Source organism: Paraburkholderia acidiphila (genome assembly GCF_009789655.1).
GTDB lineage: Bacteria > Pseudomonadota > Gammaproteobacteria > Burkholderiales > Burkholderiaceae > Paraburkholderia > Paraburkholderia acidiphila.
This window is the reverse complement of the sequence record NZ_CP046909.1, coordinates 2150646-2166217: the sequence shown is the minus strand read 5'-3', so window position 1 is coordinate 2166217 and position 15572 is coordinate 2150646. Positions and strand designations below refer to the sequence as shown.

Annotated in this window: 16 protein-coding genes and 3 tRNA genes; 12 read left to right on the top strand and 7 right to left on the bottom strand. The window is 65.4% G+C overall.

All coding sequences use genetic code 11. The features are described from left to right. Nucleotides 1-4: 4 nt before the first annotated feature. From recO to nagZ, 4 genes are read left to right on the top strand one after another with little or no spacing between them, the layout of a single operon-like run. The gene (gene recO, locus FAZ97_RS09715; protein WP_233271563.1) at nucleotides 5-1006 is read left to right on the top strand and encodes a DNA repair protein RecO; all 1002 of its coding nucleotides are present in this window, start codon (nucleotides 5-7) and stop codon (nucleotides 1004-1006) included. Then, entirely contained in the window at nucleotides 1003-1767 is a 765-nt protein-coding gene (gene pdxJ / locus FAZ97_RS09710; RefSeq protein ID WP_158758250.1) for a pyridoxine 5'-phosphate synthase, read from the top strand. Before recO ends, pdxJ begins: the two co-directional genes overlap by 4 nt. A gap of 53 nt (nucleotides 1768-1820) precedes the next feature. After that, the gene (gene acpS / locus FAZ97_RS09705) at nucleotides 1821-2231 is read left to right on the top strand and encodes a holo-ACP synthase (RefSeq protein WP_158758249.1); all 411 of its coding nucleotides are present in this window, start codon (nucleotides 1821-1823) and stop codon (nucleotides 2229-2231) included. A 54-nt stretch (nucleotides 2232-2285) separates the two neighbouring features. Then, nucleotides 2286-3326, top strand: a complete 1041-nt coding sequence (nagZ, locus tag FAZ97_RS09700) for a beta-N-acetylhexosaminidase (RefSeq protein ID WP_158758248.1) — start codon at nucleotides 2286-2288, stop codon at nucleotides 3324-3326. 89 nt (nucleotides 3327-3415) lie between these two features. Here nagZ and FAZ97_RS09695 read toward each other — a convergent pair whose 3' ends face one another. The 4 genes from FAZ97_RS09695 to earP form a co-directional block, all read right to left on the bottom strand. Then, nucleotides 3416-4801, bottom strand: a complete 1386-nt coding sequence (locus FAZ97_RS09695) for a sigma-54-dependent transcriptional regulator (RefSeq protein WP_158758247.1) — start codon at nucleotides 4799-4801, stop codon at nucleotides 3416-3418. A gap of 335 nt (nucleotides 4802-5136) precedes the next feature. After that, entirely contained in the window at nucleotides 5137-5346 is a 210-nt protein-coding gene (locus FAZ97_RS09690; protein ID WP_028206671.1) for a CsbD family protein, read from the bottom strand. 310 nt (nucleotides 5347-5656) lie between these two features. Continuing rightward, a complete protein-coding gene (gene efp / locus FAZ97_RS09685) occupies nucleotides 5657-6214 on the bottom strand; it encodes an elongation factor P (protein ID WP_028206670.1) in 558 nt (185 codons plus the stop codon). 175 nt (nucleotides 6215-6389) lie between these two features. Further along, entirely contained in the window at nucleotides 6390-7574 is a 1185-nt protein-coding gene (gene earP, locus FAZ97_RS09680; RefSeq protein ID WP_158759120.1) for an elongation factor P maturation arginine rhamnosyltransferase EarP, read from the bottom strand. Between the two features lie 213 nt (nucleotides 7575-7787). On the opposite strand from earP, the gene uvrC reads away from it, so the two are divergent. The 7 genes from uvrC (at nucleotide 7788) to FAZ97_RS09645 (ending at nucleotide 12323) form a co-directional block, all read left to right on the top strand. Beyond that, nucleotides 7788-10040, top strand: coding sequence for an excinuclease ABC subunit UvrC (uvrC, locus tag FAZ97_RS09675; protein ID WP_158758246.1), 2253 nt, complete (start codon nucleotides 7788-7790; stop codon nucleotides 10038-10040). A gap of 123 nt (nucleotides 10041-10163) precedes the next feature. Further along, nucleotides 10164-10754, top strand: a complete 591-nt coding sequence (gene pgsA, locus FAZ97_RS09670; protein ID WP_042261239.1) for a CDP-diacylglycerol--glycerol-3-phosphate 3-phosphatidyltransferase — start codon at nucleotides 10164-10166, stop codon at nucleotides 10752-10754. A gap of 178 nt (nucleotides 10755-10932) precedes the next feature. Next, nucleotides 10933-11008: transfer RNA gene (locus tag FAZ97_RS09665), tRNA-Gly, on the top strand. 77 nt (nucleotides 11009-11085) lie between these two features. Continuing rightward, nucleotides 11086-11161: transfer RNA gene (locus FAZ97_RS09660), tRNA-Gly, on the top strand. Between the two features lie 139 nt (nucleotides 11162-11300). Beyond that, nucleotides 11301-11374 (top strand) — tRNA-Cys (locus tag FAZ97_RS09655). Between the two features lie 101 nt (nucleotides 11375-11475). Further along, nucleotides 11476-11748: a DUF2164 domain-containing protein gene (locus tag FAZ97_RS09650; protein WP_158758245.1), complete on the top strand. Its 273-nt coding sequence runs from the start codon at nucleotides 11476-11478 to the stop codon at nucleotides 11746-11748. Between the two features lie 86 nt (nucleotides 11749-11834). Then, nucleotides 11835-12323 (top strand): GNAT family N-acetyltransferase, encoded by a 489-nt coding sequence (locus FAZ97_RS09645; protein WP_158758244.1) that lies wholly within the window; start codon nucleotides 11835-11837, stop codon nucleotides 12321-12323. Here FAZ97_RS09645 and FAZ97_RS09640 read toward each other — a convergent pair. From FAZ97_RS09640 to FAZ97_RS09630, 3 genes are all read right to left on the bottom strand, one after another. Beyond that, nucleotides 12299-13168, bottom strand: coding sequence for a cytochrome c oxidase assembly protein (locus FAZ97_RS09640; RefSeq protein ID WP_158759119.1), 870 nt, complete (start codon nucleotides 13166-13168; stop codon nucleotides 12299-12301). The genes FAZ97_RS09645 and FAZ97_RS09640 overlap by 25 nt on opposite strands. An 86-nt stretch (nucleotides 13169-13254) precedes the next feature. After that, nucleotides 13255-13722: a copper chaperone PCu(A)C gene (locus tag FAZ97_RS09635; protein WP_158758243.1), complete on the bottom strand. Its 468-nt coding sequence runs from the start codon at nucleotides 13720-13722 to the stop codon at nucleotides 13255-13257. Between the two features lie 66 nt (nucleotides 13723-13788). Beyond that, the gene (locus FAZ97_RS09630; protein ID WP_158759118.1) at nucleotides 13789-14343 is read right to left on the bottom strand and encodes an SCO family protein; all 555 of its coding nucleotides are present in this window, start codon (nucleotides 14341-14343) and stop codon (nucleotides 13789-13791) included. Nucleotides 14344-14804: 461 nt separating this feature from the next. On the opposite strand from FAZ97_RS09630, the gene otsB reads away from it, so the two are divergent. Beyond that, nucleotides 14805-15557 (top strand): trehalose-phosphatase, encoded by a 753-nt coding sequence (gene otsB, locus FAZ97_RS09625; protein WP_158758242.1) that lies wholly within the window; start codon nucleotides 14805-14807, stop codon nucleotides 15555-15557. Nucleotides 15558-15572 lie beyond the last annotated feature (15 nt).

Sequence of the window (15572 nt, the reverse complement as noted above, 5' to 3'; positions counted from 1 at the left end):
GCGTATGAGTGACGGCGCAGCCGGAACCCTGCACGACGACTGGCCCGCGCACGACGAAGCGCAGGCCGACGAGGCATTTGCACCGGGCGAAGCGACCGAACGCGGCACCCGGCGCGCGCCCGCCAAAAGCACGACGCCCGCGCGCAGCACGAAGGCGACGAAAGGCGCCGTCACGCGCAACGCGATGACCGAGGGCGCCGACGCCGCGCTCGAAGGCCGCGCTGAACCGCGGCCGGCCCGCAAGACCACCGCGCGCTCGCAATTGCCGCGCGCTTCACGCAGCACGACCCCCGATTACCGCATCGCCGAGCAGCCGGCTTTCGTGCTGCACAGCTATCCGTACCGCGAGACGAGCCTGATCATCGATGTGCTCTCGCGCGATCACGGCCGCGTGGCGCTCGTCGCGAAGGGCGCAAAGCGTCCGCATTCGGCGTTGCGCGGCGTGCTGCAAACCTTCCAGCCGCTCGCACTGTCGTGGACCGGCAAGGGCGAGGTGCGCACGCTCACGGGCGCCGAGTGGGTCGGCGGCATGTTGCCGCTGACCGGCGACGCGCTTCTGTGCGGCTTCTACGTGAACGAGTTGCTCGTGAAGTTCATCGCGCGCGAAGACCCGCACCCCGAACTCTTTCGCCACTATGTCGTCACGCTCACCCGCCTCGCGCACGACGAGCCGCCCGTGCAGGTGCTGCGCTCGTTCGAGCGGGTGCTGCTGCGCGAGGCAGGCTACGCGCTGGCGCTCAACCGAACCGTGAATCGCAAGGCCGTGGTGGCCGAAGGCCGCTACGTATTCGATCCGGAACGCGGCGTGCGCGAAGCCTCGGACGAATGGCCCGCGCAATGGCCCTTGCTTTCGGGCCAGACGTTGCTCGACATGGAAGAGGACGATTACCATCGACCCCAGACGGTTGCGCAGAGCAAGGCGCTCATGCGCTTCCTGTTGAACACTTACCTTGGCGGCACGCCGCTCGCGACGCGCCAGATCCTGATCGACTTGCAGAACCTATGAGCTTCTTTCTCACTTCGCCCAACGTGATCGACCTCGGCGTGAACATCGACCACGTCGCCACGCTGCGCAACGCGCGCGGCACCGCTTACCCCGACCCCATCCGCGCGGCGCTGCTCGCCGAAGAGGCGGGCGCCGATGTCATTACGCTGCATCTGCGCGAGGATCGCCGCCATATCGTCGACGCCGACGTACGCGCGCTGCGCCCGCAACTGAAAACGCGCATGAACCTCGAATGCGCGGTGACGGCCGAGATGCTCGACATCGCATGCGAGATCAAGCCGCAGGATGTCTGCCTCGTGCCCGAAAAGCGCGCCGAACTGACGACCGAAGGCGGCCTCGACGTCGCGGGCCACTTCGACGCCGTTGCCGCCGCCTGCCGTCAGCTCGCGGATGCGGGCTGCCGCGTCTCGCTTTTCATCGACCCGGACGAAACGCAGATCCGCGCGGCGCACGAAACGGGCGCCCCGGTGATCGAGCTGCATACGGGCCGCTACGCCGAAGCGCACGACGCTGGCGAGCAGGAGCGCGAATACGAACGCGTGGTGACAGGCGTGAACTGCGGCAACAGCCTCGGACTGAAGGTGAACGCCGGACACGGCCTGCACTACACGAACGTGCAGCAGATCGCGGCCATCGACGGCATCGTCGAACTCAATATCGGTCACGCGATCGTTGCGCACGCCATCTTCGCGGGCTGGGAGAATGCGGTGCGCGAAATGAAGGCGATCATGGTCGCGGCGCGCCTCGGCACACGCGGCTGATTGCAACCTTCGCAGCCGCGCTCACGCAATCGACATAATTCGACGGGAGTCTCATGGCGATCTACGGTATCGGCACCGACATCATTCAGGTGAGCCGCGTGGCGGCAGTCATGGAGCGCACCAACGGGCGCTTCGCGCCGCGCGTGCTCGGCCCGGACGAACTCGCTGTGTATGAGGCGCGCAAGGCGCGCTCGGAAGTGCGAGGCCTCGCGTACCTGTGCACGCGGTTTTCCGCGAAAGAGGCGTTCTCGAAGGCGATCGGCCTTGGCATGCGCATGCCGATGACCTGGCGCGCCATGCAGACGCTCAACGAGCCCGGCGGCCGGCCGGTGATCGTCGCCTCGGGCGAACTCGCGCAGTGGCTCGACGAGCGCGGCATCACGGCGCGCGTGAGCATCACCGACGAGCACGACTACGCGGTTTCCTTCGTGGTTGCCGAAGTTAAAGACGCAGTCAACGGCTGAAATCCATCGCCGTGCGTCGCGCGGCATCTACGCCAAACTCAGCAAAACTCATCGATGAAGAATAATTCCGGGCCAGTCATGCTCGACGTGGTGGGCACCACGCTGAACGACGACGACGTGCGCCGCCTCGCGCACCCGATGACCGGTGGCGTGATCCTGTTCGCGCGCCACTACGAGAACCGCGCGCAGCTCGTCGCGCTGACCGACGCCATCCGCGCGGTACGCGAGGATCTGCTGATCGCGGTCGACCACGAAGGCGGCCGCGTGCAGCGTTTTCGCACCGACGGCTTCACCGTGCTGCCTGCCATGGGGCGCCTCGGGGCGTTGTGGGACAAGGACGTGCTGCTCGCCACCAAGCTCGCGACGGCGGTGGGCTATATCCTAGCGAGCGAACTGCGCGCGTGCGGAATCGATCTCTCGTTCACGCCGGTGCTCGATCTCGGCTACGGCCAGTCGAAGGTGGTGGGGGACCGCGCGTTCCATCGCGACCCGCGCGTCGTCACGCTGCTCGCCAAGAGCCTCAATCACGGGCTGTCTCTGGCGGGCATGGCCAATTGCGGCAAGCATTTTCCGGGTCATGGCTTCGCGACGGCGGATTCGCATGTCGCGGTGCCCGTCGACGAGCGGCCGCTCGAGGCGATCCTGGGTGAAGACGCGCTGCCGTACGATTGGCTCGGCCTCTCGCTCACGGCGGTGATGCCGGGGCACGTGATTTACCCGAAGGTCGATTCGAAGCCCGCGGGCTTCTCGCGGATCTGGGTCGAGGAGATTCTGCGCAAGCGGCTGCGCTTCACGGGCGCGATTTTCAGCGACGACCTCTCGATGGAGGCCGCGCGCCAGGGCGGCACGCTCACCGAGGGCGCGCGCGCCGCGCTCGAAGCGGGCTGCGACATGGTGCTGATCTGCAACCAGCCGCACGAGGCCGAAAAGGTGCTCGACGCGTTGCGCACCACGGAGCCGCGCCGCGCCGCCAAGGCGTCGGCGCTGCGCATCAAGCGCATGCGCGCACGCGGCAAGGCGCTGCGCTGGGATAAGATGGTGGCCGACCCGGGGTACGTCGAGGCGCAGGCATTGATGCGCAGCGTGTTGCCTTGATGTCCTGATTGCCGCGCCGGCACAACGAAAAAGGCGGTCCTTCGGAAACGAAGGGCCGCCTTTTCTACATGCCGCGCGTGTTCGCGGACTCAGTTCAGCCGCATGCGCTGGAGCTTGTTGTAGAGCGTCTTGGGGCTGATGCCGAGCAACGACGCGGCGCGGTGCCGCGTGCCGCCTACGGCGTCGAGCGTCGCGCGGATCAGCATCTCTTCCACGTCGGCGAGCGGCGTGCCCACGGTCACCTGCACGCGCCCGCCGTTCATGTCGCGCGGGCCCGCGCCGCTGCTTTCCTCGGCCTGCAAGGTTTCCAGCACCTCGCCCGAGGCGTGCCACGCGCGCCTTACGCGTTCGTGCAACTCGCGCACGTTTCCGGGCCAGTCGTAGGCGAGACACTCGCGGATGAACGAAGGCGCGACGAGCCGCGTCGCGCCGGCCAGACCATGCAACTGGGCTTCCTGATTGAGCTCGTCGACGCACGCCAGCGCGAGCAGGGCGGCGTCGTCATCGCGCTCGCGCAGCGGCGGCAGCGGGATCGCCGCGGCATCGAGGCGCAGCCATAGATCGTTGTGCAGCGCGCCCAGCTGGACGGCTTCACGCGGTACCGCCCGGGTGGCGGCGATCAGGCGGAAATCGGTGCCCACCTCGCTGTTGCCGCCCACGCGCATGAAGGTCTGCGAATCGAGCGCACGCAGCAGCGTTTCCTGCTGCTCGCGGGTCAGGTCGGTCAGCTCGTCGATAAAGAGCGTGCCGCCGCTTGCCTGATCGACAAGGCCCGGCTCGCGCTGTTCCGCGCCCGTGAACGCGCCGCGCTCATGGCCGAACAGCACGCTTGCGAGCGGGCGGCCCGCAGCCGCTTCTGCCACGAGCGAGCGCGCGTCGCACACGACGAACGGCCCTTTGCGGCGACGGCTCAACTGGTGCAGCGTGCGCGCGGCGACTTCCTTGCCCGTGCCGGCTTCACCGTGCACGAGCAGCGCCGATTCGGTGGGCGCGAGTTGTTCGAGCGTGTCGTAGACATGCTGGATCGCGCTGCTGCGTCCGAGCATGGGCCCGAAGTGGCCCATCTGGCGCAACGCGGCACGCAGCGTACGCACTTCTTCCGTCAGCTCGTAAGGGCGCGGAATGCGTGCGAGCAGGCTGCGAAGGCGCGGAATGTTGACGGGTTTCAGCAAATAGTCCCAGATGCCGTGGCGCAGGCCTTCGATCGCGCTTTCGACCGTGGCGTTGCCGGTCATGACGATCACGGGCAGCGCGCCGCCGGGCGGTTGTGCGGGCAAGTGCGGCAGCAGTTCGAGCCCGCCGCCGTCGGGCAGGTTCAGGTCGACGAGCACGACATCGGGAATGAAGCGGGCGAGTGCGGCGCGCGCTTGCGCGAGCGTGGCAGCAGTGTCGACGGAGAACCCGTCGGCCGACAGGATCGCTGAGAGACCTGACAGGCTATTGGGATCGTCTTCGACAATCAGGGCATGTGGCATGGCGGTAGCGGCTTACGGATGAGCGCATTCGCGCCGGCGCTGCGCACGCTGGGTAGCGTACGCGCTCCGGCAGACAGCCGCGCGGCGCGAGCAAGCGCGGCACGATGCGAAAGATTTCACCGAGATCACGGAGATGTCTCGTAGCAGGGTGTTCAGTTCCGGTCCTCCCAGTTGTGCTGCGCCAGAGCGGGGGCGCGACGGCCCTCCCGGGCAGCGAACCGCCGGCGGCCGAGCAGCAGCGCGAGCCCGAAGCGCCGGGCGCTCAGGCTTGCGTGCAACCCCCTGTTTGCCTGCAAGCGGGCGACGACCGTACCGGCCATGCCGTGGACGTCAGGTCAGTCGCGCGGCCGGTGTGCGTCGAACCAGCGGCGCACTTCCAGTTCCGCCTCGTCACGCGTCTTGCCGTAACGTTCCTGGATCAGCCCGGCGAGCCGGTCCGCACGGCCTTCGGCTTTCGCGAGTTCGTCGTCCGTCAACTCGCCCCATGCCGCTTTGGCCTTGCCGATCAACTGCTTCCACTTGCCTTCAGCAATGTCGTTGTTCATTGTGTTTCTCCTGATAAGGGAAAGAGTGTGGAACGCATGCTCTCTCGCCTCACAGCAGAAACCGTGCCGCGGTAGTCACTTTGACCGGTGACGCTGCGCTTGCTCGCCGCCCGCCTGCTAAAACGGCAAGTACGCAATCCGTTACGCATAACCGGTAAGGTTTTCCGTAGCACTCTCAAACATACACGTTCAGCAAAAAAAGAAAAAGCGCCCCGTGGGGGCGCTTTCACGACGCTTGCCGCCTTGGCTGCCAAGGGCAGCGGGACCAAGCGCTTGCGCTGCAGTATGCCGCGGTTACCCGCAGTTACATTTAGGCGCGGCTGCGGTACTCGTTCGTACGCGTGTCGATCTCGATCTTGTCGCCGATGTTGCAGAAGAGCGGCACTTGCAGCTCGAAGCCGGTGTTCAGCTTGGCGGTCTTCAGGACCTTGCCCGACGACGTGTCGCCCTTGACAGCCGGTTCCGTGTAGATGATTTCGCGCACGAGCACGGTCGGCAGTTCGACCGAGATGGCCTTCTCGTTGTAGAACACGACTTCGCAGCCCATGCCGTCTTCGAGGTAGTTCAGGGCGTCGCCCATCATCTCGCCTTCGACTTCGAACTGGTTGTAGTCGGCGTCCATGAACACGTACATCGGGTCGGCGAAGTACGAGTACGTCACTTCCTTGCGATCCAGCACGACGACGTCGAACTTGTCGTCTGCCTTGTACACGGTTTCCATGCCGGCGCCGGTCAGCAGGTTCTTGAACTTCATCTTCACGACGGCGGAGTTGCGGCCCGACTTGTTGTATTCGGCCTTCTGCACGACCATCGCGTCATTACCGATCATCACGACGTTGCCGACGCGGAGTTCCTGTGCGGTCTTCATAAAAAACTGTCCTGTCCAGATTTAAGTAGCTTCGAGTGTGCTCGACGGCAAACGTCGCAAGCGGATTCGGTTGGTTGCCGGTGCTGCGGGTCAACTGCTGCGACCCTCATTCGCGTATGAGCGATGCGGGGCGCGAAACTCGAAGCGCTTGAGACGGCTGCCGTCGGATAACCGCTTATTTTAACTGACTTTTTGCGAAACCGGCGAGATTTCCAGCGAGATCGCCAGCCTGTCCGAGTTCGGCGGCCCATGCGTTTGCACGCGCCGCGTAGACGGGCAAATGCCGCGCGAATTCGGCCCAGTCCGGCGTGCCGCGGCCGTTCCACGCATGCCAGATGCGTTCGAGCGCGGCGCGCGGCGCTTCTGGCAACGTGCGGCCGTAGTGCTCGAGCGCGGCGTCGAGTTTGGGCAGATGAGCGTCGTCGGCTTGCGGGTAGATGTGCCAGACAAACGGTCGCGCGGCCCATTGCGCGCGCACGAACGAGTCCTCGCCACGCACGAAGTTCAGGTCGCTCGCCCACAGCAGAGGGTCGTAACCGCGTTGCTCGGTGAACGCGAGCGCGTGCGCGCGGAGCGCGCCGCGCGTCGCCTGCGTGCCTGCGCCGAACGCCGGCTCCCCGAAAAAGCGCGCGAGCGCGCCTGAGATGCGGCCCTCCGGCACGAGTAGAACCACCGGCGTCGCACCGTCGCGCCATTGGGCCAGCAGGTCATCAACGGCTGGGTTCTCGTAGGCGAAAAGCGAGATCACGGTGGCATCCGGCCCGGGCGGCGGCCCGCCCGTGGCACGCTGCCACCACGCAGCACGCGCGTCTGGCGAGCGCTCGAAGTCCGCGCGCGCGGCGTCGAGCGTGCGCTCCTTGAGCACGCCCCCCGTGCCGGGCCCGAGACCCGGAAAGAAGAAGTGCTTGGCGAGCGCGTAGCGTGGGTGCGGCGAGGGCCGCAGATGGAAATCGGCCACCCAGTCTTCCGCGCTCAAATATTCGAGGTTGAGCCAGACGGGCTTGCGCACGCGCTCGGCCATCGCCGCGACGTAGACGGGCGGCAGCTCGCACGCGAACGCTTCGATCACGACATCGGCGATCTGCAGCGTCTCGCCTGCATGCTCGGGCTCGTGCCAGTGCTCGACGAGCACGCCCTCGACCGATTGCGTGGCGCGGCTCGCATCGAGCGCGGGGCAGAGTTTCTTGAATGCATGCAAGTCGTCGACAAAGAGGCGCACCTGCCATCCGTGCTCATGCGCGAGCTGGCGCGCGAGCCGCCAGCACACGCCGATGTCGCCGAAATTGTCGATGACGGCGCAAAAGAGGTCGCACGCGATGGCGCTATCGTGAGCGGCGGCGGGGGTGTGAGCTTCTGTCATGGTGGCGTGGGGTGGCGTGCGGCGCGGCAGAACCATCACGGCCTCTCCTCAAGCGGGTGGAGAACGCCCGGATGGCAAGTTCGGCGCGGGTTCCGTGCGGCATGGAATGATCTAAACTTGCGATTCTAGGACACAGCCATGAACGCGTCGCGACGGCGGCGCGCTGTGCAACGTCTCACTTCTCTCGACGCACCGCCCGTCCCCCGAAACTGGATGACCGACACCGACGTTTTCGACCCGAAAAAGGCGCTCGCGCAGCTGCCGCATCTGCCGGGCGTGTACCGCTACTACGACGCGCATGGCGCGGTCCTCTACGTCGGCAAGGCGCGCGACCTGAAAAAGCGCGTGTCGAGCTACTTCACCAAGACGCAGCTTTCGCCGCGCATCGCGATGATGGTCACGCGGATTGCGCGCATCGAAACCACGGTCACGCGTTCCGAGGCCGAGGCGCTGCTGCTCGAAAACAATCTCATCAAGGCCCTCACGCCGCGCTACAACATCCTGTTTCGCGACGACAAGTCCTATCCGTTTCTCAAGATCACGGGCCACAAATTCCCGCGCATGGCGTACTACCGCGGCGCAGTCGATCGCAATAACCAGTACTTCGGGCCGTTTCCGAGCGCCTCGGCCGTGCGCGAGAGCATCCAGATCCTGCAGCGCGTGTTCCAGTTGCGCACCTGCGAGGACTCGGTGTTCAACAACCGCACGCGGCCTTGCCTCCTGCATCAGATCGGCCGCTGCACGGCGCCTTGCGTGGGGGCGGTCAGCGAGGAGGATTACGCGCGCGACGTGAATAACGCATCGCGTTTTCTGCTGGGCCGCCAGAACGAGGTGATGAAGGAACTGGAGACGAAGATGCACGCGTTCGCCTCCGAGCTGAAGTTCGAGCAGGCGGCATCCGTGCGCAACCAGATGAGTTCGCTTTCGACCGTGCTGCATCAGCAGGCCATCGAAACGGGCAGCGAGAGCGACGTCGACATTCTTGCCGTGGTGGCGCTGGGCGGTCGCGTCTGCGTGAATCTCGCGATGGTGCGCGGCGGCCGGCATCTGGGCGACAAGGCGTATTTCCCGACGCATGTCGAGCGCGCGCTGACCGACGAGGAGGGTGGGGTTGCCGAGGAAATCGACAGCGACACCGTGGTCGCGGCGAGCGCGCTGAAGTCGCTGCCAACGCTCGCGCGCAAGACGGTGGAGGATTACGTCGAAGAAGCGCAACAGGCCGACGCTCAAGACGATGCGGCGCTCGAAGCCGATCCGCTGGCCATCGCGGCCGAGCTTGCGGACGAAGAAGACAATGCAGTCGATGATGCAGGCGATGCCGAATCCGATGCACCCGCCGCCACGCCCGCGCTCGAGACGCAAGCGGGCACGCGCGGCAAGCGCGAGATCGGCATCGAATCCGAAGTCCTCGACGCCTTCATCGCGCAGCACTACTTTGGCAACCGCGTGCCGCCCGTGCTGGTGGTGAGCCATCCGCCCGCAAACCGCGAACTCGTCGACGTGCTGAGCGAACAGGCCGGGCACAAGGTCACGCTGCTGCGTCAGCCGCAAGGTCAGAAGCGCGCGTGGCTCGCGATGGCCGAGCAGAACGCGCGGCTCGCGCTTGCGCGCCTGCTCTCCGAGCAGGGTTCGCAGCAGGCTCGCACGCGCACGCTCGCGCAACTGCTCGGGCTCGAACTGGATGATCTCGCGCATTTGCGCATCGAATGCTTCGATATCAGCCACACGATGGGCGAGGCGACGCAGGCGTCGTGCGTGGTCTATCACCATCACAAGATGCAGTCGGCCGAATATCGCCGTTACAACATCACCGGCATCACGCCCGGCGACGACTACGCCGCCATGCGCCAGGTGCTCACGCGCCGCTACGAGAAGATGGTCGCGCAAGCAGCGCGCGCTGAAAGCGCCGAGGCGCCGCCACCCGTCCCGGCCCCCGATCCCGCCGACCCGAACGCAGCATCGGAAGCCGAGGAGGCCAATGAGGCCACCGAGGCCGTCGAAGCCCCGCCGCCCGGCGGCATGCTGCCCAACATTGTGTTGATCGACGGCGGCAAAGGGCAGGTCGAGATCGCGCGCCAGGTGTTCACCGAACTGGGTCTCGATCCGGCGATGCTCGTGGGCGTGGCGAAGGGCGAGGGGCGCAAGGTCGGTCTCGAAACGCTCGTGTTCGCCGATGGCCGCGCGCCGCTCGAACTCGGCAAGGAGAGCGCCGCGCTCATGCTCGTCGCGCAGATTCGCGACGAGGCACACCGCTTCGCCATCACGGGCATGCGCGCGAAGCGCGGCAAAACGCGCCAGACTTCGCGTCTCGAAGAACTGGAAGGCGTGGGGGCGAAGCGCCGTCAGCGCCTGCTCGCGCGCTTTGGCGGCCTGCGCGGCGTGATGGCGGCGAGCGTTGAGGATCTGGCCAGCGTGGAGGGCATCTCGCGCGCGCTCGCCGAGCAGATCTACCAGCAGCTTCACTGATGCGGCGGCCCCGTTGGCCGGGTTCGCCCCGGCCAATCCTTACGGTTGCTTGTGGCAGGTGCGGCGACGCGGCACAATTGCATCTCCCATAATTGCATCTCCCCCGACAGATAGCGCCAGCCGATGCCGTTCAATATTCCGATTCTCCTGACCTGGCTGCGGATCCTGGCGATTCCGCTCGTGGTCGGCGTGTTCTATCTGCCGCAGACCATGCTTTCCCCGATGCAGCAGAACGTGCTGGCGATGCTGCTCTTCGTGCTCGCGGCGCTCACTGACTGGTTCGACGGTTTTCTCGCGCGCAAGTGGAATCAGACGTCCTCGTTCGGCGCCTTCCTCGATCCCGTCGCGGACAAGCTGATGGTGACCGCGGCGCTGCTCGTGCTCGTGCATCTGCAGCGGCTCGATGCCGTGATCGCGCTCGTGATCGTCGGACGCGAAATCGCGATTTCGGCGCTGCGTGAATGGATGGCGCAGATTGGCGCGTCGAAGAGCGTGGCCGTGAACTCGCTCGGCAAGTTCAAGACCGCGTGCCAGATGGTCGCGATTCCCATGTTGCTGTTCTACGCGCCGCTCACGCTTGGCGGCGTGACGCTGTTCGACTCGCGCGTGTGGGGCGCGTGGCTCATCTATGTGGCGGCGTTCCTCACGATCTGGTCGATGCTCTACTACATGAAGCTCGCATGGCCGCAGATCCGCGAACGGGGAAGCCTGTGAGCAGAGTGTTGTGAACCCCATGCGTCTTTTTCCAAAAAGATCACACGAAGGGGTTGACACGATTCTGCGGGTTATACATAATCTCACTTCTCCGCTGCACGACGCAGTAGCAAGCAAGCAGATGCGGTGGAGATAGCAGAAGATAAGCGGAAGTTGAGCATATATCGGAAGCGAATATGCGGGAGTAGCTCAGTTGGTAGAGCGCAACCTTGCCAAGGTTGAGGTCGCGAGTTCGAGACTCGTCTCCCGCTCCAGAATTTAAGGTGCGGCGTTTTTGCAGTAGGGAAAACGAAGCGCTGAAGCAGGAAAAATGCAGTAAAGCAGGACATTTGCGGGAGTAGCTCAGTTGGTAGAGCGCAACCTTGCCAAGGTTGAGGTCGCGAGTTCGAGACTCGTCTCCCGCTCCAAATGCCAAGGGGAAGCAGTGCTTCCCTTTTTGTTTGGCAGGCTTCGATCAGTATCAAGCCGAAAAAAACAAATCTGTCTGGTCGTTGTGGGCGCACGCAGTTTGCCTGATGTTCGCCGCGTTCCAGTCAGTCCGCTTCTGGCGCGATAGCAAAGCGGTTATGCAGCGGCCTGCAAAGCCGTGTAGGCCGGTTCGACTCCGGCTCGCGCCTCCAGATGCAAAACAAAAGCCACCTTCGGGTGGCTTTTGTTTTTTGCTGCGCGTTCACGCATGTGGCGCAAAATAGCCGGAACCCATCCTCTGCGGTTTCCCGACATGTCCATCGAACTCCCCGAAGACGCGCGCAGCGAAGCGATCGCTTCCATCCAGCGCTATTTCGACGCGAACATGGAAGAGCCGATCGGCAACATCGCGGCGGGCGCGCTGTTGGGCTTCTTTCTCGAAGAGATCGCGCCGGCCGTCTACAACAAGGCCATTGCCGACGCGCAGGAGAGCATGCAGGCGCGCATCGTCGATCTCGACATCGATCTGCATGAAGACCCGTTCCAGTACTGGCGCAAATACGAGCAGCCGCGCAAGAAGAAGTGAGCGCTGTTGGAGCGGCGGGTTTGTGGCGCACGCACCGCGCGGCATAATCGTGGTCGTTCACGATGTTTCGAGGGAAATCACAGACCATGACCGTGCAGTCCACCGCCTTGCCGCTGCCCCAATTCGACTGGCAATGGAAAGCCTTCGACGCGCTCGACGCGCGTGAAGTCTATGCCATGCTCAAGCTGCGCTCCGACGCGTTCGTCGTCGAGCAGCACTGTGTGTACGGCGATATCGACGGCCTCGATTTCGGCGCGTGGCATCTGTTCGCGTGGAGCGAAGAGGGCGGCGAGCGAGCGCTTGCGGGTTATCTGCGCGTGCTGCTGCCTGACGCAGAGGACGCCGACGTGCGTATCGGCCGCGTGGTGACGTCGCAGAACCATCGCGGCATCAAGCTCGGCAACGCGCTGCTCGAACGCGCCATCGCGCAGATCGCGCGCCAATGGCCGGACGTCGCGATGCGTCTGCATGCCCAGGCGCATCTGCAGAAGTTCTACGGCGCGTTCGGCTTTTCACCGGTTGGCGAGATTCACGACGAGGACGGCATTCCTCACGTGTGGATGCGCTCGGCCTGATTCGATGTGGGTCGCGCGCTGCGCCGATTCTGCGCCAAACGTCCGCGCGCGGATAGCCGCATCCAGTGGCGCAGCGCGATCAGTGCGCCGACCACGCTCATCATCGACCCCGGAATCCACAGCAGCAGGCCGCCGATCTGCTGGTCGCGCATGGGCGAAAGCCAGGTGAATGCGCGCCCGCAGATCGAATAGACCGGATAAAGCTCGCGCGGCGTGAAGAAGATAAACGCGCCGAGCACGATTTGCGGCGGGATCGCCGCGATCACGACGAGCACGCGCTTGCCCGGCGAGAGGCGCGCGGGCGGCGCGGGGCGCGAGTCGAGCACGAGCCACCAGAACAGCAGCCCGTCGATCACCATGCTCCAGTTCATGACGCGGTAGAGGCGCCAGTCGAGCATGGCGATAAAGTGGATCGGCGAAAAGAGCCAGAAGTAGATGAGCCCGACGAAGAGTCCGACCGCGACGACGGGATGCATGACGATGTCGAGTGCGACGCGCACGGGCCGCGCGGCGAGCACCGGGCGCACGAAGCGCTGGCGCCACTTGAACGGAATGCCCGCGCGCAGCGCCGCGCCCGGGTAGGCGAGCGCGATGAAGAACGGCCCCAGATGATGCAGCACGAGGTGCTGCGCGCGATGCATGAAGAACTCGTGCTCGAAGTAGTAGTCGAGCCGCGTATGCAGCACGACGTAGAGCGCGCCGAGCCCGAACCAGAAGGAGAGCTGGCGCGCGAGCGACACCCGCGCGTGCCGTTTGCCGCGAACGAACACCACCGCCGCGAGCAGGGTGCAGATCATCACGGTCGGCGAGGGCTCCCAGGGCTGGAGCCAGTAGAGCAGGGTCATCGCGAGCATGGCGGCGGCCTCATCGCGGAGTCAACATGCTTGCGCGCGCAACCATATCGGACGCGCGCGTTTGTTTTGCTGCGGCCTCACTGGCCCGAGGGCGATTTGACTGCGAACGGCGTGTCGAGCGTTTCGCCGTCCGAGAACTGCAGCTTCACGTTCACCGTGTCGCCCGGTGCGATCTTGTGCTTTGCCTTCTCCAGCATCAGGTGGTAGCCGCCCGGTGCGATCGCCAGCGTGCCGTGCGCAGGCACCGTCGCCTTGTGCACCATGATCATCTTTTGCGTCGAGCCATTCGAGACCGTCTGATGCAGCATGACCATGCCGTAAGCGTCGCTCGATACGCCCACGAGATCGACCGGCTGGTCGCCATCGTTCTTGAGCGTCACATAGCCCGCGGCTGGCAGGTCGTTGGGGAGCCAGCGCACCCACGCGTCCTGCGTGCTCAGCGCGCCGGCGGCGGCGTTTGCGGCGGGCGCGAAAGCGGCGAGCGCACCGAAGGTGCTCAGCGCGCAGCCGAGCGAGACGGTGAGTGACTTGAGGTTCTTCGTCATGAGGTTTCCTGTTGCGGTTGGTGCTCTTTTAAGACTCGATGATTCGACCCGCGAGGTGGCATGGGTTCACGCCGGGTCGTCGATGACGCGGCGCAGGTCGTGTGCGATCGCGTCCGGTGTGTCGCTGTCGGTGGCGAGCAGGCGCGCGTGGCCCTGCGCGTCGAATACATAGACAGCCGAACTGTGGGTGACTTCGTAGCTGCCGTCGGGGTCGCGCTTTTCCATCTGGTAGGCCACGCGATAGCGCCGCGCGAGCGACTCGATCTCGCTGTCGGTGCCGGTCAGGCCGCGTGCATGCTGGGCATCGAATGCGCCGACGTAGGCGTGCAAGGCCTGCGGCGTATCGCGCGCCGGATCGACGCTGATGAAGAGTATCCGCACTTTCTGTGCGTCGGGGCCGAGCATCGCTATAACCTGCATCAGACGCGCCATTGTCTCCGGGCAGACGTCCGGGCAATGCGTATAGCCGAAGTAGACGAGCGTCGCGCGTCCGCGAAAATTCGTACCCGTCACGGGCTGGCCGTTGTCGGCCGTGAGCGCGAAGTCGAGATCGGGCAGGTGGCCGCTTACGTTCGTGAGCTGCCACGGCTCGCCCGGGTGTGAACATGCCACGAGCAGCATGGCGCCCGCCGCGAGCGCCGCGTGCCGCAGGCTGCGCGCCGCGCCGCAGAGCCGGGCTCGGAATGTGCGCTGCGGGGGCTCGAAGGTGGGGAACAAAGGCAATCTCGTCGACTCGATTGGATTACGTTGGCCGCGCGCTCGATCAGACCACTGGGCCGGCTTGTCGCTGCGACTGTAGCAAAATTGGGTCCGCCCGGTCGCGAGTGCCCCGGTCGTGCGGATCGCTCGCGTCGATATGCCGCATCGGTTCATATGGGCTGAATCGTCGTTCTGGCGGCGCAGTTCAGGTTTCGACACACCGGACCGCAGCCGGACCGATTCGGCTCCGGCCAAGCCTGCGCGGCCGGTCAGCCCCTTACTTTCTCGATAATCGATCCAAGGCGCGGTAAGATTCGCACACTTTCCCTGGGCGCAGCCCGGGGCCATACCCGGCCAGCTGGCCGATGGGTGAAAAGAACGCAATGCAAGCACTTCCGGCAGTCCTGCCGCCTGACCAGACGGCATTTTTCTTCGATTTCGACGGCACGCTCGTCGACCTCGCGCCTACGCCCGACGGCGTGCTCGTCCGCCCCGACATGCTCGCGCTGCTGCGCGAGTTGCGCCGCGCGACGCACGGCGCCGTGGCGATCGTCTCGGGGCGTGGCATCGAGAGCATCGACGGTTTCCTCGGCATGCCCGATCTGCCCGTGGCGGGCCTGCACGGCGCCGAGCGGCGCGACGCCAACGGCGACACGCAGCGTGTCGGCTTTAACGATCAGCGTCTGCTGCACATGGAGCAGGTGCTCGCCGAGGTGGTGCGCATGCATCCGGGCATGCTGCTCGAGATCAAGGGCGCGTCGCTCGCGCTGCACTACCGCAACGCCCCGGAACACGAGGGCACCGCGCGCACAGCGACCGAGCGCCTCGCCGCCGATTACGCCGATGCCTACGTGCTGCAGCCCGGCAAGATGGTCTACGAAATCAAGCCGAAGGACGTCGACAAGGGCCGCGCGCTGCGCGCGTTCCTCGACGAGCCGCCTTTCGCGGGCCGCCGCCCGGTGTTCGCCGGCGACGATCTGACCGACGAGAAAGGCTTTGACGTCGTCAATGCGCTCGGCGGGCTGTCGATCAAGGTCGGCGGCGGCGATACCATCGCGCACACGCGTATCGATTCGGTCGACGCGCTGATCGGCTGGCTCGCATCGCTCGTCGCGGCCATGCCGGGCGCCCGGTGACCGCGCGCATGTCTC